The sequence below is a fragment of the Haemophilus parahaemolyticus genome (assembly GCF_002015035.1).
GTDB lineage: Bacteria > Pseudomonadota > Gammaproteobacteria > Enterobacterales > Pasteurellaceae > Haemophilus_A > Haemophilus_A parahaemolyticus.
Window position 1 is genome coordinate 72,959 of sequence record NZ_MUXY01000007.1, and the last position, 20,396, is coordinate 93,354.

23 protein-coding genes are annotated in these 20,396 nt (G+C 40.9%); 7 read left to right on the forward strand and 16 right to left on the reverse strand.

Going from position 1 to position 20,396, the window contains the following annotated elements:
• Positions 1-4: 4 nt before the first annotated feature.
• The 7 genes from truD to srmB all read right to left on the reverse strand — a co-directional run bounded on the left by truD (position 5) and on the right by srmB (position 5,861).
• Complete coding sequence (gene truD, locus B0185_RS05890; RefSeq protein ID WP_005706121.1) at positions 5-1,018, reverse strand: tRNA pseudouridine(13) synthase TruD; 1,014 nt, start codon at positions 1,016-1,018, stop codon at positions 5-7.
• 170 nt (positions 1,019-1,188) lie between these two features.
• Positions 1,189-2,280 carry a redox-regulated ATPase YchF gene (gene ychF, locus B0185_RS05895; RefSeq protein ID WP_005706109.1) on the reverse strand — a complete coding sequence of 364 codons (1,092 nt, stop codon included), beginning with the start codon at positions 2,278-2,280 and terminating at the stop codon, positions 1,189-1,191.
• Positions 2,281-2,457: 177 nt separating this feature from the next.
• Positions 2,458-3,042, reverse strand: coding sequence for an aminoacyl-tRNA hydrolase (pth, locus tag B0185_RS05900; protein ID WP_005706115.1), 585 nt, complete (start codon positions 3,040-3,042; stop codon positions 2,458-2,460).
• Positions 3,043-3,164: 122 nt separating this feature from the next.
• The gene (locus tag B0185_RS05905) at positions 3,165-3,722 is read right to left on the reverse strand and encodes a DUF805 domain-containing protein (RefSeq protein ID WP_005706141.1); all 558 of its coding nucleotides are present in this window, start codon (positions 3,720-3,722) and stop codon (positions 3,165-3,167) included.
• Between the two features lie 42 nt (positions 3,723-3,764).
• Positions 3,765-4,073 (reverse strand): helix-turn-helix domain-containing protein, encoded by a 309-nt coding sequence (locus tag B0185_RS05910; RefSeq protein ID WP_005706149.1) that lies wholly within the window; start codon positions 4,071-4,073, stop codon positions 3,765-3,767.
• Positions 4,070-4,417, reverse strand: a complete 348-nt coding sequence (locus B0185_RS05915) for a type II toxin-antitoxin system RelE/ParE family toxin (RefSeq protein ID WP_005706111.1) — start codon at positions 4,415-4,417, stop codon at positions 4,070-4,072. The genes B0185_RS05910 and B0185_RS05915 overlap by 4 nt, the downstream gene beginning before the upstream one ends.
• Positions 4,418-4,523: 106 nt before the next feature.
• Positions 4,524-5,861: an ATP-dependent RNA helicase SrmB gene (gene srmB, locus B0185_RS05920; RefSeq protein ID WP_005706142.1), complete on the reverse strand. Its 1,338-nt coding sequence runs from the start codon at positions 5,859-5,861 to the stop codon at positions 4,524-4,526.
• Between the two features lie 142 nt (positions 5,862-6,003).
• Here srmB and B0185_RS05925 point away from each other — a divergent pair, with 142 nt between their 5' ends.
• Positions 6,004-6,237 (forward strand): hypothetical protein, encoded by a 234-nt coding sequence (locus tag B0185_RS05925; protein WP_005706133.1) that lies wholly within the window; start codon positions 6,004-6,006, stop codon positions 6,235-6,237.
• Positions 6,238-6,410: 173 nt separating this feature from the next.
• Here the strand turns inward: B0185_RS05925 and B0185_RS05930 are convergent, their stop codons facing one another.
• A complete protein-coding gene (locus B0185_RS05930) occupies positions 6,411-7,187 on the reverse strand; it encodes a hypothetical protein (protein WP_005706138.1) in 777 nt (258 codons plus the stop codon).
• A gap of 62 nt (positions 7,188-7,249) precedes the next feature.
• Positions 7,250-8,317, reverse strand: coding sequence for a UDP-N-acetylglucosamine--undecaprenyl-phosphate N-acetylglucosaminephosphotransferase (wecA, locus tag B0185_RS05935; protein ID WP_039863143.1), 1,068 nt, complete (start codon positions 8,315-8,317; stop codon positions 7,250-7,252).
• A gap of 239 nt (positions 8,318-8,556) precedes the next feature.
• On the opposite strand from wecA, the gene hemL reads away from it, so the two are divergent.
• Positions 8,557-9,837, forward strand: a complete 1,281-nt coding sequence (hemL, locus tag B0185_RS05940) for a glutamate-1-semialdehyde 2,1-aminomutase (RefSeq protein WP_005706126.1) — start codon at positions 8,557-8,559, stop codon at positions 9,835-9,837.
• 68 nt (positions 9,838-9,905) lie between these two features.
• Here the strand turns inward: hemL and B0185_RS05945 are convergent, their stop codons facing one another.
• A complete protein-coding gene (locus tag B0185_RS05945; protein ID WP_005706119.1) occupies positions 9,906-10,268 on the reverse strand; it encodes a winged helix-turn-helix transcriptional regulator in 363 nt (120 codons plus the stop codon).
• A 166-nt stretch (positions 10,269-10,434) separates the two neighbouring features.
• Here B0185_RS05945 and B0185_RS05950 point away from each other — a divergent pair, with 166 nt between their 5' ends.
• From B0185_RS05950 to rplS, 5 genes are all read left to right on the forward strand, one after another.
• Positions 10,435-11,286, forward strand: a complete 852-nt coding sequence (locus B0185_RS05950) for an SDR family oxidoreductase (protein ID WP_005706113.1) — start codon at positions 10,435-10,437, stop codon at positions 11,284-11,286.
• Positions 11,287-11,546: 260 nt separating this feature from the next.
• Entirely contained in the window at positions 11,547-11,795 is a 249-nt protein-coding gene (gene rpsP, locus B0185_RS05955) for a 30S ribosomal protein S16 (RefSeq protein WP_005706116.1), read from the forward strand.
• 44 nt (positions 11,796-11,839) lie between these two features.
• Positions 11,840-12,367, forward strand: a complete 528-nt coding sequence (rimM, locus tag B0185_RS05960) for a ribosome maturation factor RimM (RefSeq protein WP_005706150.1) — start codon at positions 11,840-11,842, stop codon at positions 12,365-12,367.
• A 58-nt stretch (positions 12,368-12,425) separates the two neighbouring features.
• The gene (gene trmD / locus B0185_RS05965) at positions 12,426-13,181 is read left to right on the forward strand and encodes a tRNA (guanosine(37)-N1)-methyltransferase TrmD (RefSeq protein ID WP_005706097.1); all 756 of its coding nucleotides are present in this window, start codon (positions 12,426-12,428) and stop codon (positions 13,179-13,181) included.
• Positions 13,182-13,206: 25 nt separating this feature from the next.
• Positions 13,207-13,557 (forward strand): 50S ribosomal protein L19, encoded by a 351-nt coding sequence (gene rplS / locus B0185_RS05970; RefSeq protein WP_005706147.1) that lies wholly within the window; start codon positions 13,207-13,209, stop codon positions 13,555-13,557.
• Positions 13,558-13,738: 181 nt separating this feature from the next.
• Here the strand turns inward: rplS and B0185_RS05975 are convergent, their stop codons facing one another.
• From B0185_RS05975 to ccmI, 6 genes are all read right to left on the reverse strand, one after another.
• Positions 13,739-15,760 (reverse strand): UDP-glucose:protein N-beta-glucosyltransferase, encoded by a 2,022-nt coding sequence (locus tag B0185_RS05975; protein WP_005706106.1) that lies wholly within the window; start codon positions 15,758-15,760, stop codon positions 13,739-13,741.
• An 18-nt stretch (positions 15,761-15,778) separates the two neighbouring features.
• Positions 15,779-17,110 carry a 30S ribosomal protein S12 methylthiotransferase RimO gene (gene rimO, locus B0185_RS05980; protein WP_039863145.1) on the reverse strand — a complete coding sequence of 444 codons (1,332 nt, stop codon included), beginning with the start codon at positions 17,108-17,110 and terminating at the stop codon, positions 15,779-15,781.
• Between the two features lie 126 nt (positions 17,111-17,236).
• Entirely contained in the window at positions 17,237-17,935 is a 699-nt protein-coding gene (gene mtnN, locus B0185_RS05985; protein WP_005706100.1) for a 5'-methylthioadenosine/S-adenosylhomocysteine nucleosidase, read from the reverse strand.
• Positions 17,925-18,635 (reverse strand): thioredoxin domain-containing protein, encoded by a 711-nt coding sequence (locus B0185_RS05990; RefSeq protein WP_039863135.1) that lies wholly within the window; start codon positions 18,633-18,635, stop codon positions 17,925-17,927. Before B0185_RS05990 ends, mtnN begins: the two co-directional genes overlap by 11 nt.
• A 24-nt stretch (positions 18,636-18,659) precedes the next feature.
• Positions 18,660-19,244, reverse strand: a complete 585-nt coding sequence (gene mog, locus B0185_RS05995; RefSeq protein ID WP_005706130.1) for a molybdopterin adenylyltransferase — start codon at positions 19,242-19,244, stop codon at positions 18,660-18,662.
• A 237-nt stretch (positions 19,245-19,481) separates the two neighbouring features.
• Complete coding sequence (gene ccmI / locus B0185_RS06000; protein ID WP_005706099.1) at positions 19,482-20,396, reverse strand: c-type cytochrome biogenesis protein CcmI; 915 nt, start codon at positions 20,394-20,396, stop codon at positions 19,482-19,484.

The window sequence follows — 20,396 nt, forward strand, 5'->3', positions numbered from 1 at the left end:
TTCCTTATTCTTCTTCGTTTAATATGATTAATTCACGCACCAATCCCGTTGCGTAACTGCCTGAATTTAAAAAGAATGTTAGGCGTAATCCTTTAGGTTCAAACTGCCAATGGAGATCTTGCGGTTTACACAATATCGCACGACGAGCGGCATTCATTCGCTCTTTTTTCATCAAACTAATTAAGTTTTCATGCTGTGCTACGATCGCTTTTTCACGCTCATTACCCTTCTGTTCGAGCGAATTTTCGCCAATCAATGGTGCGGTAAGTAAGACATCATTTTCATCTAAACGTTGTTGTGATTGCTCTAAATCTTCCGCTTTCACTTCAAAAAAGCTGTTTGAGCCAGCTAGTTGCAGATAATCGCCTAATAACACCGTTTGCATTTGCTGATCGGCAATGCGCTGTGAAACCACTAAATTAAACACCTCTGAACGAGCCGCGGAAAGATAAAAACTGCGTTTTTTGCGATCTTTTACTGAAATTTCACCGCTTGCCCAGCGTTGTGCTTGGGTTAAATTATGCCCATCACGCCCAAAACGTTGTTCGGTAAAATAATTAGGAAAACCGACCGCTTGCAATTGATTCAAGCGTTGTTTGAGTTCATCGGTTTCTTCTACATCGCGTAGTAAAAGCTCGAAATAGTTGCCTTCCAATGCACCTGTGCGGATTTTACGGTTATGACGAGTCACTTCTAAAATCTCTACGCCTTCACATTCAAAGGCAGAAAAATCGGGCGTTTCTTTACCCGCTAAGTGTAAACAGAACCATTGCTCGGTCACTGCGTGGCGATCTTTCAAGCCGGCATAGCTCATATTTTTCACGGAAATGCCTACGAATTTTGCCAACTGCTCGCCTACAAAAAGGGTATTGGCATTAGTTTTACGCACTTTTACTGCGACAAATTCGCCTTCACCTGCAAGTGGATAGCCTAGCTCTTCTCGCACAATAAAATCTGTAAATTCGGCTTTTAATCTGCCCGCTTGTTGAGGTTTGCCTAATAGATAATTTAGTTTCATAGTTTGTGTTTAGTATTCTAACATCGTTTAATGAACGTAGGAGAGGAGTTTATTCCCTCCCAAATTTCATGAAATTTATTGGGGGAGGTAAATTTCTCGACTATGCCAATATGATGTAAAACAGCCGTTTGCATTGCTACAAGCGGCTGTTTTTCGTAGATTTTTTGTTATTACACGTTAAAGCGGAAGTGCATCACATCGCCATCTTGCACGATGTAATCTTTCCCTTCTAAACGCCATTTACCCGCTTCTTTCGCACCGTTTTCGCCTTTGAATTGAATGAAATCATCATAAGCAATCACTTCTGCACGAATGAAGCCTTTTTCGAAATCGGTGTGGATAACGGCAGCCGCTTTGGGTGCTGTTGCTCCAACAGAAACCGTCCATGCACGTACTTCTTTCACGCCTGCGGTGAAGTAAGTTTGCAGATTTAACAACGCATAGCCTGCACGGATTACACGGTTCAAACCAGGTTCTTCAATGCCTAAGTCTTGCAGGAATTCGGTTTTTTCATCGTCGTCTAATTCTGCAATTTCCGCCTCAATCGCTGCACATACAGGTACAACTACGGAACCCTCTTTTGCCGCAAATTCACGCACTTTGTCTAAGTATGGATTATTTTCAAAACCATCTTCGTTCACGTTGGCGATGTACATCGTTGGTTTTAAGGTTAAGAAATTGTAGCCTTTGATTGCCAACAATTCGTCTTTGTCTAAATTGACTGAGCGGATCATTCCTGCATTTTCAAGCACAGGTAAGATTTTTTCCATTACAGAAAGCTCGAATTTCGCTTCTTTATCACCACCTTTTGCACGTTTTTGTAAACGTTGGATCGCACGCTCGCAGCTATCTAAATCCGCTAACGCTAATTCAGTGTTGATAGTTTCAATGTCATCAAGTGGGTCAATTTTGCCTGCAACGTGCACGATGTCATCATTCTCGAAACAACGCACAACGTGACCAATTGCATCCGTTTCACGAATGTTAGCTAAGAACTTGTTACCCAAGCCTTCGCCTTTGCTTGCACCTGCCACTAAACCTGCAATATCTACAAACTCCATCGTAGTTGGTAATACGCGCTCAGGCTTGACGATTTCTGCTAATGCATCTAAACGTGGATCAGGCATTGGTACCACACCTGTGTTTGGTTCAATGGTACAGAACGGATAGTTCGCCGCTTCAATACCTGCTTTGGTTAATGCATTAAAAAGAGTTGATTTACCAACGTTTGGTAAACCCACGATACCACATTTAAATCCCATTTTTTGTTCCTTATAAGTATACTTCCCTCTTACATTTACCCTCTTTAGCAAAGAGGGGTAGGGGAGATTTGGCAGAAGTAATTTCAACCTCGTGAGAAATTCAATATCGTTATCAAATCTCCCTCATCCCTTCTTTTCTAAAGGGGGAGGCAAATTACGAATAAAATAATAAATTAGTTACGCCTTAAACCCATTCAATCGGTTTGTTGCCTTCACAATACCTTCTTTAAACAGCACTTCTACACAGCGACTGGCTTCATCGACTGCGGCATCAATTTTCTCTTGGTCTTGTGGAGCTGGTTTACCTAAAACATAACTTGCAACTAGATCTTTATGACCTGGATGCCCAATGCCAATACGCACGCGGTAGAAATTATTGTTGTTACCAAGGCTTGCAATAATATCTTTCAAGCCGTTATGACCACCGTGCCCACCACCTTGTTTGATTTTCGCCACACCAGGAGGAAGATCTAATTCATCGTGAGCAACCAAAATTTCTTCTGGTTTAATACGATAAAAATTCGCTAATGCACCCACGGCTTTTCCACTTAAATTCATAAAAGTAGTGGGTACAAGCAAACGAACTTCGCCCTGTGCAGTATTGATTTTTGCTACTTTGCCAAAGTATTTCGCTTCCTCTTTGAGCGAAGTGTTATACATTCTGGCAAGTTCATTCACAAGCCATTCGCCTGTATTGTGGCGTGTGCCTTCGTATTTTGCACCTGGGTTGGCAAGTCCAACAATCAATTTAATTTGCGACATAATTTTGGCTTCTATTGGCTGTTAAATAAAGGGCGATATTGTAGGCAATTTGGGTAGATTTCTCAAGGTAAAAAGCAAGCGGTGAGATCTACAAAATCTTTTACAAATTTCACCGCTTGAAATTATGGTTTATCCACTAATACACTAATGGGTGTTTGTTCAACAGGTTCTGTTTTTGGATCTTCGCCATATTTGTTGGTAAAACGTTGTCCATCCATAAATAATAAAACACCGAGATAGATAGCGTACATCAATAATACGAGAGGCACTATAAGACCTGGAATGATGCTCGGATTTGCTTCATTGATATCCATAATGATAAAAGATAAAAATACTATAATTGGCAAACCTAAATAAACCGCAAGCTGCCACCAGCCTGAGAAACCTAAATCGTGTAGGCGACGAGCCGAAAGGCTAAAGTGGGCGAGCGTTGTTACCAAGCTAAAAAGAGAATAAGCAAGTCCAAAAATCAAAGTGCCTGCATTGGTAATTATGCTAATTGCTTCAGATTGGTAGGTTGCCGCTAAAAGATTTCCACCTAAATTGAATACTACTGCAGGAACAATAATAAGAGCTAAGCTGATTAAAAATGAAATCAAGTTAAACCAACCCAATTCTGCCCGACGTGCTCGCCCGCGATAGGTAAATGTTTTTTTAAGTGCTTGGATAAACCAGTTCATACAGACCTCATTATTTGCAATTTATGGAGAGAATTTTACCGCTTATACGCCAACGATTAAATTAAATGTTTGCGGTGAATGTTCAACCATTCTTAATAATAATGCGGCTTGTGGATTCGGTTTTGTTTTTCCTTGCTCCCAACCTTGATAGGTTCTCACGCTTGTTCTCAAACGATGAGCAAATACTGCTTGAGATAAATTTAATTTTTCACGAATAGCTTTCACTTCGTTGGCACTGATCGTCACAGGCTCTGATTTTTCAAGCGTCTCGGTGCGTAATGTGATTTTGCCTTGTAAGTGATCTTCGAGTGCTTTTGCCCCTTCCATTAAATCGTCAAATAAACGGCTCATTTATTCCCCCTTGCTAATGCTTTTAAGTTTTCTAAAACAACTTTAAACGTTCTTTTTTCCGTTTCGTTTAAATCCTCTTTTTCGCCTTTTCCATAAACGGCAAAAAGCCAAATCTGATTACCATTAACAAAATAATGGTAAATTGCCCTTGCTCCTCCTCGTTTACCTTTATGACGAGAATGATCAGCTAATCGAATTTTTCTTAACCCGCCTGTTCCTTGAATAACATCACCTTTCTCTGGATTATCTAATAGTTCATTTTGGAAAAGTCGATACGCTTCATCACTAATATGTTCTTTTCGATATCGTTCAAAGGGTGGTAATTCGATAAAAGTTAATTTCATCTTCACATTCCATATATAAATACAATTTGATTATACGCTTAAAGAGTATGAAGTAAAAACAAAAAAGCTACGAATATGTGATAGATATTGTAGCTTTTAAAATGAATTAACCTTCAGTTTTCGCACCACTTGGCTTTCTGCGTTTACCAATGTTTTTGGTATCTTTATGACGTACTTTTACCTTCGCTTTTGCCGCTTCTTTTTTCGCCTCTTTGCGTTTTTTAATGCGAGCTTTCTCTTTTTTCGTGGTGGTATTGGCTTCGCCATCTTTCGGAGCTTTGGTGCGTGGTTCTAAGCCTTCAATTACACGTGGTTTTAATGGCTCTTCAGTGTAGCGTTTGATTTTACCAAGCAGTTTATAATCGTGGGCTTCCACCAAGGATATAGCTGAACCTTTTTTACCTGCACGTGCGGTACGACCGATGCGATGTAGATAAGTATCCGCACTGTAAGGTAAGTCAAAGTTAATCACAAAATCGACATTATCAATATCAATACCGCGAGCAGCAACGTCGGTTGAAATCAATACATTTACAATGCCATCTTTTAAGCGAGAAATCGCCTGATTACGTTGGGTTTGTGCCATTTCGCCCTCTAAATAAGTGGAGCGAATACCACGTTTACGTAAGGTTTCACTCAGTTCCCGCACATCTTCACGGCGGCGAACAAACACAATTGCTTTGTCCATTGATAATTCGCTAATCAAGCGAGCAAGCTGTTTGGTTTTGTGCTCAACATTATCGGAATGGTAGTACCATTGCTGAATTTTCTTACGTTCGCGGCGACTTGGTTCGGCTTCGATTTGTACAGGATCGTTTAATAAACGCTCCGCAAAATCGGTCAATAATTCACCCTCAAGCGTTGCTGAGAATAACCAAGTATGTTTACGCCAACGAGTTTCCGCTGCGATTTTTTCTGCATCTTGCCCGAAGCCCATTTGCAACATTCGATCGGCTTCATCAAAAATAAGAATTTCTACTGCACGGCAGTCAAAGTTTTCTTCTTTGATGTATTGCATCAAACGACCAGGCGTTGCAACCACAATATCTTGATTACTGTTGAAAATTTCACCATGATTTTGATACGCCACACCGCCCGTAATAGTGGCAATACTGAGTTTTGTAAATTTCGCCAATGTTTCTGCTTGTTCTGCCACTTGCATTGCTAATTCACGGGTTGGTGTTAATATCAAAATACGTGGTGCACCAGGTTTTCGGCGTGGGTAATCTAATAAATGCTGAATGGCAGGCAGTAAGAATGCAGCCGTTTTGCCTGTGCCTGTTGGTGCTGAACCTAATAAATCTTGCCCATCTAAGGCGTGCGGGATAGTTTGTGCTTGCACAGAAGTGGGGCGTTTGTAGCCTTTTTCATTTAAGGCTTTGAGCAATTGAGTGGATAGATCAAGCTCTTCAAATGTGGTTAAAATCGGGGTTTCCGTTGTCATGCTAATCCTTACTAGCGGTTAAATTTTGCTAAATCTTTGCAAGTATAGCATAAAGGAGGAGAGAAATATTCGTCGCCTAGAATTTCTCGCAGCAAGGGAAAAAGGGTAAAATACGACCCCAATATAGTTAAAGGAGAAATCTATGAAAAAAGTATTGCTGGCTTTATTGATGATGAGTTGTTCAGCTGTCTATGCAGGTAATGATCTAGGGACGGAAGTACGCAGTGAATTATTTGGCTCAATGTATACCGAATGTATTTCTGAAAATGATGAGTTTGAGATGCTTGCAAAGTTGATTAAAACCGAACGCACCAAGTTATGTAGCTGTGTTTCAGAGCAAGCGGTTGCAGAGTTTGATAAGGCAAATATGGAATAACGCTTAAATCGTGGCGACATTTCCATTAACCAATTTTATCAAGAGATGGAAAAAATGGGTGAAAAGGGGGGAAAACATTGCATGGAGAAGTTCTATAAACCGAAAGGTTAATTTTATGTAGTGATACCATCATTCTTAAAGGCGTGTGTTGATTGATCTGCACGCCTTTTTGATTATTCTGGCTTTGCTTGCGGTTTTTGGTGTGTGGCTAACAAGGCGAGTACAATCAAACTCATCATAAAACCCGCTATAGCTCCTAATCCTGAAAAAATCAGATAAGGTTTCGGCATCGCATTTAAGCTCGCATTTTTCGCAAAGTGGAAGGCAACAAGGTTATTATCTAGCGGTTGAACTGATAGCATCATTTTGAGTTTATTTTCCCAAGAAGCATCTAATTTTGCCTCAGCTGCAGTTTTGACTTGTTGAAATAATACTTTCCATTTGTTGATAAGTTCGTTATTCAACGCAGTGCGGGTTGTTGTATTTACGCTTTTTAAGTATTCCACAAATAAGTTATCCACATCAGTAAGGTTATATGAGGAAAAACTGAAATTTATCGCATCGCCATTCACGCTGCTTTGAAAACCTTGAGCTAATTTTTCTGCATAGGTTTTTGCAGATAATCCTTCCAATTCGGCACGTTGTTGCACGCTTGGCTGCTGACTTAAAAAGGCAATACGAGGCTCGCTAGCGGTTAAATTTTGCGAAAAAAGTGCAAATGCCGCTTGAGTGGCTTTGCTTTCCATTTTGTTCATATCTACAGCTTCTGCATCACCGCTGATTAATCCATAGGTTGAGAATAGTGAGAAATAGTTGCCTAATTCTGTCATTTTCGGTGCGGTAAATTGAGCTTGAACTTGCCATTGCGTAGGTTGGTAATAAGCAGTTGTTGCACCTAAACCTGCACCAATGGCGGTGAGTAAAATTGTGTTTAAAAGTTTTTTGAACATATTTTTATTTGAAAGTTAAGTGTCTTTTCCCTTGCCCTTTATGGGATAGGATGTATTTTAGGCTATTTTTTCACCGCACCCTTTCTCACCCTCCGCTTCAATCTACGTACAAAACGGGTGATTTTCCACGCACGCACGATACTGTAAGCGTAAAGGAAGAACAGGGCAATAAAGCCAATGACCATTGAAGATTGATCCCAATAATTCACTTCGCCAAGTACGCCAATGGTCGCACAAACGGCAGCCCAAAAGGTAATCACGGCAAGGGCTTGGCGGGAGGTTAAACCTGCACGCATCAACAAGTGGTGCAAGTGCAAGCGGTCGGGTCTGAATGGACTTTTACCTTTTTTCAAGCGGCGGAAAATGACAGCAACCATATCAATTAACGGCACGGCAATTAGCCATAAACCTGTGATTGGACTGATGGCGTGCCCTTGTCCTTGGGTGCTTAATAGCAACATCCAGATGATGGTAAAGCCAATCAGCGTGCTGCCTGAATCTCCCATAAAGACTTTCCATTTTGCCCCGAATACGCTTAAATTGAACATTGCATAGGGGATAAGCGTGAGGATAATTGCCAAGCACCAAGCTGCAATAGCGTGTTCACCGTTAATCCACATCAACGCCCCAATGCCCGCAAAACTTACGCTGGAAAGCCCCGCGAGTAAGCCATCGATGCCGTCCACCATATTGAACGCATTGATTACGCCAATGGTGATAAACACGGTAAAAAGCAAGCTAAAAAACCCGAGCTTGATACTAAATGGAGCGATAATTTGCCCTAAACTTTCGAGCTCTAAGCCACTGTAAATCATTGCACCCGCAAGCACGGCTTGAATGCCCGCACGCAATGCAGGGCTGATATCAAAGCGGTCATCTAATACACCGATGATCAATAAAATCGTCACTGAAAGCAGGTACAACCATGGCAATGGCATCGTCTCATATTGAAATGCGTAATAGGTTAAGTTTCCTAAAAAAAGTGCAATGCCGCCGATTAATGGAATCAATCCTTGATGGCGTTTACGGAAATTCGGTTTATCCACCAAGCCGATTTTTTCCGCCACAGGACGCATAAAAATGAGTGACGCAAAAGAAACGATCACTACGGCTACAAAGGTTAGCCACATCATATTTTTCCCTAAAATAGAGTGATAAAAAAATTACGCGAAGAATAGCACAAAGGCGAAGATCTTGAAAATTTTTTGCAATTTAAGAAAGTAATATAATGCTTTTATTTTAGGGACGGAGTTTATCCCTGTCCTAAATCTAATGTGTTTTATGGACGGGGATAAACCCCGTCCCTACGTATTCACTCAACTTTGATTTTTCAGTAAAATAGCCCTGAATTTATTACGAGGAATTTATTATGTCAAAATCAGAACAACTCTTTGAAAAAGCACAGAAAGTCATTCCAGGTGGGGTGAACTCGCCCGTTCGTGCGTTCAAAGGTGTGGGCGGCACGCCTGTTTTTATTGAAAAAGCGGAAGGGGCGTATATTACCGACAGCGACGGCAAACGTTATATTGATTACGTAGGCTCTTGGGGTCCGATGGTATTAGGACACAATCACCCTGCGATTATTGATGCAGTATTAAAAGCCGTGCCTAACGGCTTGAGCTTTGGTGCACCGACCGAAAGCGAAATCACGCTTGCCGAATTAGTCTGCAAACTTGTACCTTCAATCGAATTAGTACGAATGGTGAGCTCAGGCACAGAAGCAACAATGTCGGCAATTCGCTTAGCTCGTGGTTACACAGGTCGCGATAAAATCATTAAATTCGAAGGCTGCTACCACGGGCATTCAGACAGCTTATTAGTGAAAGCTGGTTCAGGTGCATTAACCCTTGGTCAGCCAAGCGGGCCCGGTGTGCCAGCGGATTTTGCAAAACATACCATTACTTGCATTTACAACGATTTAGATTCGGTAAAACAAGCATTCGAGCAATACCCAACTGAAATCGCTTGTTTGATCGTTGAACCTGTCGCAGGCAATATGAACTGCGTGCCGCCAAAAGAAGGTTTCTTACAAGGCTTGCGTGAATTGTGCGACCAATATGGCACGGTATTTATTATCGACGAAGTGATGACAGGCTTTCGCGTTTCACTTGGCGGTGCACAGGCTTACTACGATGTGAAACCAGATTTAACCACGCTCGGTAAAATCATCGGTGGCGGGATGCCAGTAGGTGCTTTTGGCGGTAAACGTGAAATTATGGAAGCAATTGCCCCAACAGGCCCTGTTTATCAAGCGGGTACACTTTCAGGCAACCCAATCGCAATGGCGGCGGGCTTAGCTTGCTTAACTGAGCTTTCCAAAGCAGGCAATGAAGAAAAATTAGCCGAGAAAACTAAAACGTTGGCAGAAGGCTTAAAAGCATTGGCAGCCAAACACAATGTGCCATTTGTGGTGCAATATGTGGGTGGAATGTTCGGTTTATTCTTTACCGAGCAAACTGAAGTAACTAGCTTCCAAGAAGTGATGAAATGTGACGCAGCGAAATTTAACCGCTTCTTCCACTTAATGCTTGAACAAGGCATTTACCTCGCACCATCTGCATTCGAAGCAGGCTTTATGTCGCTTGCACATTCTGATACAGATATTGAAGCAACATTGCAAGCAGCAGATAAGGCATTTGCACAGTTATAAAAGATAATTTTTGTAAGGGCTAAGTTTTGTGTGAGATATGACTTAGCCTTTCTAATTTCTTTTGTATACTATTTTGTGACAGTCTTACTTCGTAAAATTTTCCCTAAATTCGTTTCTAACCAATCCACCAACTCAAACATCTTATTAGAAGCCTCTGCTCCAAATTCTGTTAATGTGTAATCCACTTGCGGTGGTACGGTATTATAGGATTTACGGATTAACATCCCATCGGCTTCCAATTCCTGCAGGGTTTTAGTCAACATACGTTCACTTACGCCATCAATCGCACGGCGAAGTTCACTAAAACGCTTGGTGCCTGAATGTAAACTTACTAATACCAAGGCACCCCAACGACTGGTTAAATGTTGCAAAATTTGGCGAGAAGGGCAAGCTGAAGCCAGAACATTCCCACGATTTAAATTTTTTTCCATTTTTAATTCCTTAAAAATCAATAGGTTAAAAATTATTTTTAAAAAATTTCAAAACTTACGTTTATGTAAGTACTTCTTAAAAGTAAGAATTGAAATATAATACGCCACATCAAGTGAACAATCAAATGTTCAAATATCATTTCAACTTAACAAGAAGGAAAACATCATGACAACTAAAACTATCGCAATTACTGGTGCAACAGGTCAATTTGGCGCAATCGCATTAGACTTATTAAAAGCAAAACAAGCAAACGTCATTGTGCTTGTACGCTCTCCAGAAAAAATTTCAGGTGTAGCAGCCCGCAAATTTGATTATTCAAAAACAGAAGGACAAGTAGAAGCATTACAAGGCGTAGATACTTTAATTCTTGTTTCAAGTAGTGAAGTAGGCCAGCGTACACTACAACACAGCAACGTAATTGAATCAGCGAAAAAAGCAGGCGTGAAACATATTATCTACACCAGCTTACTCGGCGCCACCAACGACAATACGGTGAAATCCCTTGCTGGTGAACACGTTGCAACCGAAGCCGCATTAAAAGCTTCCGGCATTACTTACACCATTTTACGCAATGGTTGGTACACGGAAAACTACACAGCTTCAATTCCAGCAGCATTAGCAAACAATGCTTTCTACGGTTCAGCAAAAAATGGCAAAATTTCGTCCGCACTTCGTGCGGAACTCGCTGAAGCAGCAGTAAACGTTTCATTAAGTGAAGGGCATGAAAACCAAACTTACGAGCTTGCCGGATCAACCAGCTGGACATTAGCTGATCTTGCAGCAGAAATCAGCAAACAAACAGGTAAAGAGATCCCTTATGTGGATATTCCTGCAGCAGATTATGCCGCAGCACTTGTACAAGCAGGATTAGACGCAGGCTTTGCAGGTTTCATAGCCGAATGCGATGTGGATGCTTCAAACGGTGCATTATTCTCAGAAGATAAAACTCTTGAGAAATTGCTTGGTCGCCCAACGGCAGGATTGGATGTAGCAGTGAAACAAGCTTTATCCCACTAATAACATTTGACAAAAACAAGGTGCGGTTATTATCGCACCTTTTTAAATGGCGTTTGTTAAGAGATTAATTTAGTGATTTCACAAAAGCTATTTCAGGAAAAGCATCTAGTGCATCTACACGGCATCGTCCTTTTTCCTTGCATTTTTGCAAAAAAGCGGTAGAATTCTACCGCTTATTTTCTATATAAATAGAGATAAGTTTCGTACCCTCACCTCGAACGAGGGTTTATTTTTTACTATCAACAATTTAGAGGAAGGTTATGGTAACCATTCGTTTAACTCGTGGCGGAGCTAAAAAACGCCCATTCTATCAAATCGTGGTAGCGGACAGCCGTTCACCTCGTGACGGTCGTTTCATCGAGCGTATCGGTTTCTTCAACCCATTAGCAGCAGGTCAAGCTGAACGTTTACGTTTAGACGTGGCTAAAGTTGATGCTTGGGTTGCTAAAGGTGCTTCACTTTCAGACCGTGTTGCGACTTTAGTTAAAGAAGCTCGCAAAGCAGCTTAATAAGCGGCTGAATTTTTTTAAAATTTTGCAAAAGTAGGTGGAGTATGAGCGAACAAAAAATTGAAGTTGTGGGAAAATTAGGTTCAACCTATGGTATCCGTGGCTGGTTACGTTTGTATTCATCTACTGAAGAGGCAGAAAGCATTTTCGATTATCAGCCGTGGTTCTTAAAAATTAAGGGGCAATGGCAACCTATCGATCTAGAAAGCTGGCGTTATCACAGCAATGATTTGATTGTGAAATTAAAAGGCACAGATGACCGTGAAGCCGCGCAATTATTAACTAACGCTGAAATTGGCGTAGATTTAAGTGTGTTTCCAGAACTGGAAGAAGGCGATTATTACTGGCACGATTTAATCGGCTGTTCAGTAGTAAACCTTGAAGGCTACACTATGGGCGTGGTAACTGAGTTAATGGAAACAGGTTCAAATGATGTGCTAGTGGTTAAAGCAAATAGCAAAGATGCTTTCGGCAAACAAGAACGATTAATTCCGTTCTTATACGAACAAGTAGTTAAAAGAGTAGATCTCGCCACTAAAACAATTACGGTGGACTGGGACGCTGGTTTCTAACCTCAGGTATGCGGTGTGAGCTTTCGCTTTTAAGAGCAAGAACGTTGGGGGATAAATAATGTGGATTGGTATTATTTCACTGTTTCCCGAAATGTTTAAAGCAATCACTGATTTTGGGGTAACAGGTAGAGCAGTTAAACAAAATCTTCTGCAGATTCAATGTTGGAATCCGCGCGATTTTACAACAGATAAACATAGAACCGTGGATGATCGCCCTTATGGTGGAGGTCCGGGAATGTTGATGATGGTGCAGCCACTTCGTGATGCAATTCATGCAGCAAAAAAGGCAGCACAAGCAGAAGAGGGCGCAGAGGTTAAAGTGATTTACCTTTCGCCACAAGGTCGTAAACTCGATCAACAAGGCGTGCAAACGCTCGCTTCAAATCAAAAACTGATTTTAATCTGTGGTAGATATGAAGGTGTTGATGAGCGATTGATTCAATCGGAAGTTGATGAAGAATGGTCAATTGGCGATTATGTTTTAACAGGGGGCGAATTGCCTGCAATGACATTAATTGATGCTGTTGCAAGATTCGTACCGGGTGTATTAGGTAAACAAGCTTCCGCTTTGGAAGATTCGTTTGCTGAGGGTTTATTAGATTGCCCACATTATACTCGCCCTGAAGTGTTAGATGGCATACCTGTGCCTGAAGTGCTGATGTCGGGACACCACGATAATATTCGAAAATGGCGGTTAGAACAATCGTTAGAACGAACGTGGCTAAGACGCCCTGAGCTATTGGATAGCCTAGCTCTGACTGACGAACAACAGAAGTTGTTGCGAAAAATTAAGCAACAACACAAAATCAGTTAATTCTAGGATTTAGAAGGTTTATAAAATGAGTAACATCATCAAACAACTTGAAACAGAACAGTTAAAACAAAACGTACCTAGCTTCCGTCCAGGTGACACTTTAGAAGTTAAGGTATGGGTAGTAGAAGGTAGTAAAAAACGTTTGCAAGCGTTCGAAGGCGTGGTTATTGCAATTCGTAACCGTGGCTTGCACTCTGCATTCACTCTACGTAAAATTTCAAACGGCGTAGGCGTTGAACGTGTATTCCAAACTCACTCACCTGCAATTGATAGCATTGCTGTTAAACGTAAAGGTGCGGTACGTAAAGCTAAACTTTACTACTTACGTGAGCGTTCAGGTAAATCTGCACGTATCAAAGAGCGTTTGGGTGCATAATCCACCGCTTAATGCGAAATTTAAAAACCTTGGGGAAACCCAAGGTTTTTTTGTGCTTATCCGAAAGGTATGTTTGATGCTATTTATGCGATATTTGCATAGAAAAGCGGTGATATTTAGTTTGAATTTTGCAATACTCATGCTAAATATCACCGCTTAATTTTATTTGCTTAGAAATTTGTTATTTTTTAGCTGGTTTCTTTTTTAATTTTTTTGCAGCATCTTTCAATGGAGTTGTGTTAGCTGCTTTTTTTGGGGCTACTTTGGCTTTTTTCTCAGAAGATTTTCCAGTCTTCGCGGCTACTTTTTTAGCTGTATTTTTTGGTTTTTCTTCTGCTTGAGAAAGATGCTCTGCTTTCCAAGCATCAAGTTTCGCCAGCAATACTTTACCCATTGGGCTAGGATCGCCAGTAAATAACGTTTGTAATCCGTTGTTTTCGATAATATGACGACGTAATTCTAAACGTTCTTGGTGATTTTCTGCTAAGCGAATCGCTCGTTCTACATATTCATCTACGGTATTGGCAATTAACCATTCTGGTAAACCTAAACGTTTAAATAATCCTTCATCAATATGCTCATGTACTTCTGGACCTGTTTTGCAGATACCAACTAAACCTAACGTTACCATATCAATAATACCGTTAGTATTCCCGAATGGGAATGGATTTAGCATCATATCGCAGTTATACAGAATATTGAGATATTCGTGGTATGGACTATGTGGGTGAGCCGTTGCACTATCACCTAAGTAGGTTTTAATAAAACGTTCTACATATGGGTGCGTAATACCACTTGATTGACCTAACGCAAAGTGGAAATGTACTTTTACTTTTGCACGATCACGAATTGCTTTTAATGCCTCTAAGAAATATGGGTTTAACTTCATGGTAGTTGAAGCAATACCAATATTTACTACTTCAGGGTTCTCACGCAAGCGGTAATTTACACTTATTGGAGCGGAAGAAGATGGTACGTAAGGTAATGCGTCTTTTGGTAAGCGTAATAGTGTTTCGCTAAAGCACTCTTCAGAACCTACATAGTCATCTTCTACGATCACATATTCAATGAAATCAGAATGTGTAGTACCAGGGTGCCCCAATGCTACCACTTGAATTGGAGCTAAACGTGTGTTGCTTGCAAAGATGGTCGTTAAATCCATACCAATACTTGGCATATAGAAAACAGATGCACCATTATCTTCACAAATACCTTTTAACATATTCAATTTATCGAAAATTGAATTGCCTTCGAGTAGTACGAATTCATCAAATACTGCACGACCAGCTTCATCTACTGCTGGGCCACCTACACCAATTAAGTGGAAACGTTCACGTGCAGCAATCATCGATGTTGAGTGAGTACGATAAATGGAGTGTGCTGAATGGAAATGTTCTAGTAATACAACCATAACAGGTTTACCATTACGTTCACCTAATTTTGTTACATCGCGATCTGCCCAACCGTGAGCAAGTAAATGGCGACGCATTACTTGGTTTAAGGCTTTTTTCACAAGGTGTTTATTCGATGCAATATCGTAACTACAATGCATATACACATCGTGAGAGATGCCACTTGGTACGTTATTTAGGTTATCAAGAGTAGCTAATTTTTCTGGGAACCATTGCAAAATGGCTCCACGTTTTGAGAATGAAGCCTGTGTACCGATAAAGCGAGGAGACTGTAATGCAAAACATAGCGATGCACAAATTTCAGGAGACAAATTCCAAAGTGCATCCAAATTCAATGACACGTTAGATTCTGGCAAATAAAGAATACAGAATTTAATGAGTGCTGATTTATTCGTTTCTAAATGTATATCTAGAGGATCTTTAGCTGCAGGATTACGATTATAAGTTGTGAGAATATGATCTGCATTTACATAAGGAGATGATGCAAAAATCAATGAAATCCAACGTTGTAATGTGAAGAAACGTAATGCACCTGCTTCAGAAATGTCTAGTTTAGGATCTGTAAATAATTCGGTAATCGCAACAGCCATTCGAGTACAAAAGTGAATAGTTTTATCTTGTTCAAGTGTACTGAGTTGTTGAGGTTCGTTAATTTCAATTCCTTCGATACCGCCAAAATTACTATCAATTTTACCTAAAATATCAAGGAGTTCTACACAAGCTGCTTCATAGTTCTTAGCAGCAACTTCTTGTTCAAAACGAATAACACTTGGTTGTTTTTGTTCGGACATGTTCTTTTCCTTTTATGATTAATAAGTTCCCCACAGATCGTATTCATCTGCGTGAGTAATGGTAACAGAGATAATCTGTCCTATTTTAACTTCTTGGTTTGAAAGATTATCAACATAAACGACACCATCAATTTCAGGAGCATCTGCCATTGAGCGGCCGATAATGCCTTCTTCGTCAATTTCATCGACAATCACCGCAAGGGTTTTGCCAATTTTTTGTTGTAATCGACCGCTTGAGATTTCTTGCTGTAACTGCATAAAGCGGTGGAAACGCTCTTCTTTCACCTCTTCTGGCACTTGGTCTGCCATATCGGTTGCAGGTGCACCTTCTACAGGGCTGAATTTAAAGCAACCAACACGGTCGAGCTGTGCTTCTTTTAAGAAATCCAATAACATCTGGAAATCTTCTTCCGTTTCACCTGGGAAGCCGACGATAAAGGTTGAACGAAGCGTTAATTCTGGGCAGATTTCACGCCATTTTTTGATGCGTTCAAGCGTGCGTTCAATTGAGCCAGGGCGTTTCATCGCTTTTAAGATTTTCGGGCTGGCGTGTTGGAGTGGAATATCCAAATATGGCAGAATTTTGCCCTGTGCCATTAACGGAATTAAATTATCCACGTGCGGATAAGGGTAAACGTAGTGCAAACGCACCCAAACGCCTAATGAACCAAGTTGCTCACACAGGCTCATTAAATCATTTTTAATCGGCATCCCGTTCCAGAAAACCGTTTTTGTGCCCTCTTCTTTTTTCTTGTCTAAGGCATAAGCCGAAGTATCTTGCGAAACGACTAAAATCTCTTTCACACCCGCATCTACAAGGCGTTTTGCCTCGTCTAAAACTTGCACGATAGAACGGCTGTCTAAATCTCCACGCATTGAAGGGATAATGCAGAAGGTACAACGATGGTCGCAACCTTCGGAGATTTTCAAATAAGCGTAATGTTTTGGTGTGAGTTTCACCCCTTGTTTTGGCACTAAACTCACGTATGGGTTATATTCTGGTTTCGGCACATATTTGTGTACGTGTTTCATTACTGCTTCATAGCTGTGCGGGCCGGTGATTTCTAGCACTTTTGGATGCACTTCACGGATCTGATTTTCTTTCGCACCAAGGCAGCCTGTTACAATTACCTTACCATTGGCTTCTAATGCTTCACCAATACTTTCTAGTGATTCTTGCACAGCACTATCAATAAAACCACAGGTGTTGACGATTACTAAGTCAGCACCTTCATAGCTAGGAATAATGTTATAACCATCTGAACGGAGTTCAGTCAAAATACGCTCGGAGTCCACTAAGTTTTTTGGACAACCAAGACTAATAAAACCAATATTGGGACTTGAGTTCATCATAAATTAATAGGGTAATCAATTAAAAAAAGACCACTGCAAAAGCAGTGGCAAGAAAGACGCATCATTATACAAAATTTTTGCGAATAAGCGGTCGATTTTAACTAAAATTTTGCAAGAGAAAAATTAACTCAAATTATTCAACATCGCTAACACCATTTCTGATGATTTTTCTGCGGCAAGCGGTAAAAACTCATCAAAAGAGAGATGCGATTCTTTGTCGGCAACATCAGAGATAGCACGCACCACCACAAAGGGAATTTGCATTGCGTGGCAAACTTGAGCAATTGCTGCCGCTTCCATTTCAACTGCGGCAACTTGTGGGAAGTTCGCACGAATTTGAGCGATTTTTTCTGCCCCGTTAATGAATGCATCTCCGCTACAAATTAAGCCAGAAACGGCATTTAAGCCTAATTTTTCCGCCTGTTTTTTTGCCATTTCGACCAGTTGTTCATTTGGTAGAAATGCCGCTGGATTGGCGGGAAGTTGTCCTTTCTCATAGCCGAAAGCGGTAACATCCACATCGTGATGACGCACTTCGGTTGAAATAATCACATCGCCTACGTTTAAGTTTGGATCTAACCCGCCAGCAGATCCCGTGTTAATAATCATATCGGGTTTGAATTGCTGAATGAGTAGTGTTGTGCTCATCGCAGCGGCTACTTTTCCAATGCCAGATTGCAATACTGCAACAGGGCGGTTGTTAATTTTACCTTCAAAAATTTTGCAGTTGGCTATTTCTGTTGTTTTCGGTTCAAGCATTAAACCGCATAAAATTTCTACTTCTTGTGGCATCGCACCAATAATTGCAATTTTATTTGCCATCGTTATCTCCTTGTTCTTGTTGTAGTTTCTCAACTAAAAAATCTAGCACCCCGAAGGTGTAATCATCGTTGTAAAGCGTGTTTTGCAACAAAATATATTTGCCGTTTAGCACTGCCATCGGCACATACTTTGGTGAACCATATTGTTTGAACAAATTCACATCAGCTTCAATCTGTTTTTTCACTAATTCAGAGTGGAAAAGCTGATGGAATCTCTTATCATCAATTCCGTTACGCTTAAGCCACGCTCGGATTTCCTCATTGCTTTTAAGCAGGCTTTTCTCTTCTTTCCGATCGAGGCTGTCAAATAGGTAAAGAGGGCTTAAATCCGCTTTGCCATACTCTTTAAAGGTTGCATTCATCGCACTGGTGAAATTTTCATCCTTGGCGAAGCTTGGAGAGGTTTGCAACAGGATCTTATCTGTATGATTTTTAGCATAAAGATTGAGAGAATCTAACCCTGTTAAGCAGTTTTTGCAGCCATATTGATAAAAGTATTGGATTAAAATTTTGCCCTTTGGTACATCGACTTTAATCGGTTTAATGTAGGAAAAGAAATCCTTACCATCTTTGAAAAGCGGTTGTTTTTCTTCGGTTTTTTGCGAAAACTCACTGCTGGCTTTCTTTTCTGGTTCGCTTGCAACGTTTGGAAGCACAATCATCAAACCCAGCAAAGCGGTTAAATAATGTCGTAATTTCATCGTGGTTTTGCTCATTTGGCGGATTTATCTTCTTGCTGATTTTGGGCGGAAACTTTCGCACACGCTTGAGTGGGTGTCGATGTAAATCTCGCTGAGTAATTGCAAGCAATAAGGCACAGCGGAGAAAACGCCTTTTACTATTGTTTTGCCGTTTTCGTCTTTTACGCCTTCCAAGGTTTCTTGAATGGCTTTCGGCTGCCCTGGTAAGTTAAGAATTAAACTTTCTCCACGAATCACACCCACTTGGCGAGAAAGAATTGCTGTTGGTACAAATTGCAGGCTGACTTGACGCATTTGCTCGCCAAAGCCAGGCATTTCACGGTCGGCAATCGCAAGGGTGGCATCAGGCGTTACATCTCGTTTCGCAGGACCTGTGCCCCCTGTGGTCAGAACTAAATGGCAGTGTTGGTTATCAACCAAATCCACTAAAGTTTGCTCAATAAGCGGCTGCTCATCAGGAATTAAACGGACTTCTACATCAAATTCATCTATAAGGGCTTTTTCCAACCAACTTTGTAAAGCAGGAATACCTTGGTCTGCATAAACGCCTTGCGAGGCACGGTCGGACACAGACACTAGCCCGACTTTGAGTTTTTGTTTGTTTAGCATTTTATATTCTCTTTTTGTACTAATTTCTCCGTAAATGACTACTGCCAAATCTCCCCTCCCCCTCTTTGCTAAAGAGGGGGTTAAATCATACTAAAATTGGCTTTTGGTGTTCTATTTCAACATTAGTATTTAAAACTGTTGAGCATAATTTACTAATGAATAATCCCCTCTTTAGCAAAGAGGGGGAGGGGAGATTTGGCAGTCTTGTTTCCGAAGAAATTAGTTTATTTGGTTATCTTACTTTTGATTTTCTTTCACCGCTTCAGCCGCTTTTTGCTCTTGCATTTTTTGCATTTGCATTGCCATATCAATACTTTTTTCTACCGTTTTACGACGCGGATTATCTTCAGGAATCAGCTTTAACATCATTCCCCACGTCATCGCTGCCATTTTGTAATCTTCCTCTTCGAAAGCACTAAATGCTAGCATACTTAACGCATCAAGGTTGGTGTGATCTTCCCGCAACAGTTCAGACAGTAAGGCTTTGCCTTTCTCTTTATCTGCTTTATCTTGAGAGAGCATCAACAATTGTGCATAGCTTGATTTATATTGCATATTTTTCGGCTCAAGTTGTGTTGCTTTGCCGTAGCTTTCATAGGCAAGCTGACTATCATCTTTTGCCATCCCCACTTGTCCAAGCATAAACCAACCTTTTGCATTATTTGGGTGCTCTTGTAAATCGGCACGCAATGCTACTGCGAATTGGTTTAGCTCAGCTTCAGACAACGGGTTTGTGTCTTCGTTTTTAATACGATCGTAAAAATATTCCAGCTTTTTATGTGTCATATTGACCATATCTGCCGCTTGCCACGAGCCGACTGAGATATAAGCTGCTGTGCTAATCGCTCCAACCGCAACAAGAATCGCAACAAACCAGCCTTTTTTGACCGCTTGTATGCTGGCTTGTTGCTCGGCTTCTTCGGGAATATCGTCTAACAAGCTCTGTTGTAACTCTTGTTTGGTCTGCTCTGCATCTTCGATCACACCCTCGTTCGCCTCTTGCTCTACTTCTTTTAAACGTTGGAAGTAAAAATGCTTGTTGAGCGTGGAACGTTGCGTACCGTTCAATTGCTGTTTGCTTTTTAAAAGCGGGTAAAAACCGATGAAGCAAATCACCAGTGTGATTGCCAAAGTAATGAGCCAAAAGGTCAT

Excerpts from the sequence above, each read along its gene's own strand:
- truD (WP_005706121.1), bottom strand. The coding sequence starts at position 1,018 with ATGAAACTAAATTATCTATTAGGCAAACCTCAACAAGCGGGCAGATTA.
- ychF (WP_005706109.1), bottom strand. The coding sequence starts at position 2,280 with ATGGGATTTAAATGTGGTATCGTGGGTTTACCAAACGTTGGTAAATCA.
- pth (WP_005706115.1), bottom strand. The coding sequence starts at position 3,042 with ATGTCGCAAATTAAATTGATTGTTGGACTTGCCAACCCAGGTGCAAAA.
- B0185_RS05905 (WP_005706141.1), bottom strand. The coding sequence starts at position 3,722 with ATGAACTGGTTTATCCAAGCACTTAAAAAAACATTTACCTATCGCGGG.
- B0185_RS05910 (WP_005706149.1), bottom strand. The coding sequence starts at position 4,073 with ATGAGCCGTTTATTTGACGATTTAATGGAAGGGGCAAAAGCACTCGAA.
- B0185_RS05915 (WP_005706111.1), bottom strand. The coding sequence starts at position 4,417 with ATGAAATTAACTTTTATCGAATTACCACCCTTTGAACGATATCGAAAA.
- srmB (WP_005706142.1), bottom strand. The coding sequence starts at position 5,861 with ATGACAACGGAAACCCCGATTTTAACCACATTTGAAGAGCTTGATCTA.
- B0185_RS05925 (WP_005706133.1), top strand. The coding sequence starts at position 6,004 with ATGAAAAAAGTATTGCTGGCTTTATTGATGATGAGTTGTTCAGCTGTC.
- B0185_RS05930 (WP_005706138.1), bottom strand. The coding sequence starts at position 7,187 with ATGTTCAAAAAACTTTTAAACACAATTTTACTCACCGCCATTGGTGCA.
- wecA (WP_039863143.1), bottom strand. The coding sequence starts at position 8,317 with ATGTGGCTAACCTTTGTAGCCGTAGTGATCGTTTCTTTTGCGTCACTC.
- hemL (WP_005706126.1), top strand. The coding sequence starts at position 8,557 with ATGTCAAAATCAGAACAACTCTTTGAAAAAGCACAGAAAGTCATTCCA.
- B0185_RS05945 (WP_005706119.1), bottom strand. The coding sequence starts at position 10,268 with ATGGAAAAAAATTTAAATCGTGGGAATGTTCTGGCTTCAGCTTGCCCT.
- B0185_RS05950 (WP_005706113.1), top strand. The coding sequence starts at position 10,435 with ATGACAACTAAAACTATCGCAATTACTGGTGCAACAGGTCAATTTGGC.
- rpsP (WP_005706116.1), top strand. The coding sequence starts at position 11,547 with ATGGTAACCATTCGTTTAACTCGTGGCGGAGCTAAAAAACGCCCATTC.
- rimM (WP_005706150.1), top strand. The coding sequence starts at position 11,840 with ATGAGCGAACAAAAAATTGAAGTTGTGGGAAAATTAGGTTCAACCTAT.
- trmD (WP_005706097.1), top strand. The coding sequence starts at position 12,426 with ATGTGGATTGGTATTATTTCACTGTTTCCCGAAATGTTTAAAGCAATC.
- rplS (WP_005706147.1), top strand. The coding sequence starts at position 13,207 with ATGAGTAACATCATCAAACAACTTGAAACAGAACAGTTAAAACAAAAC.
- B0185_RS05975 (WP_005706106.1), bottom strand. The coding sequence starts at position 15,760 with ATGTCCGAACAAAAACAACCAAGTGTTATTCGTTTTGAACAAGAAGTT.
- rimO (WP_039863145.1), bottom strand. The coding sequence starts at position 17,110 with ATGAACTCAAGTCCCAATATTGGTTTTATTAGTCTTGGTTGTCCAAAA.
- mtnN (WP_005706100.1), bottom strand. The coding sequence starts at position 17,935 with ATGGCAAATAAAATTGCAATTATTGGTGCGATGCCACAAGAAGTAGAA.
- B0185_RS05990 (WP_039863135.1), bottom strand. The coding sequence starts at position 18,635 with ATGAAATTACGACATTATTTAACCGCTTTGCTGGGTTTGATGATTGTG.
- mog (WP_005706130.1), bottom strand. The coding sequence starts at position 19,244 with ATGCTAAACAAACAAAAACTCAAAGTCGGGCTAGTGTCTGTGTCCGAC.
- ccmI (WP_005706099.1), bottom strand. The coding sequence starts at position 20,396 with ATGACCTTTTGGCTCATTACTTTGGCAATCACACTGGTGATTTGCTTC.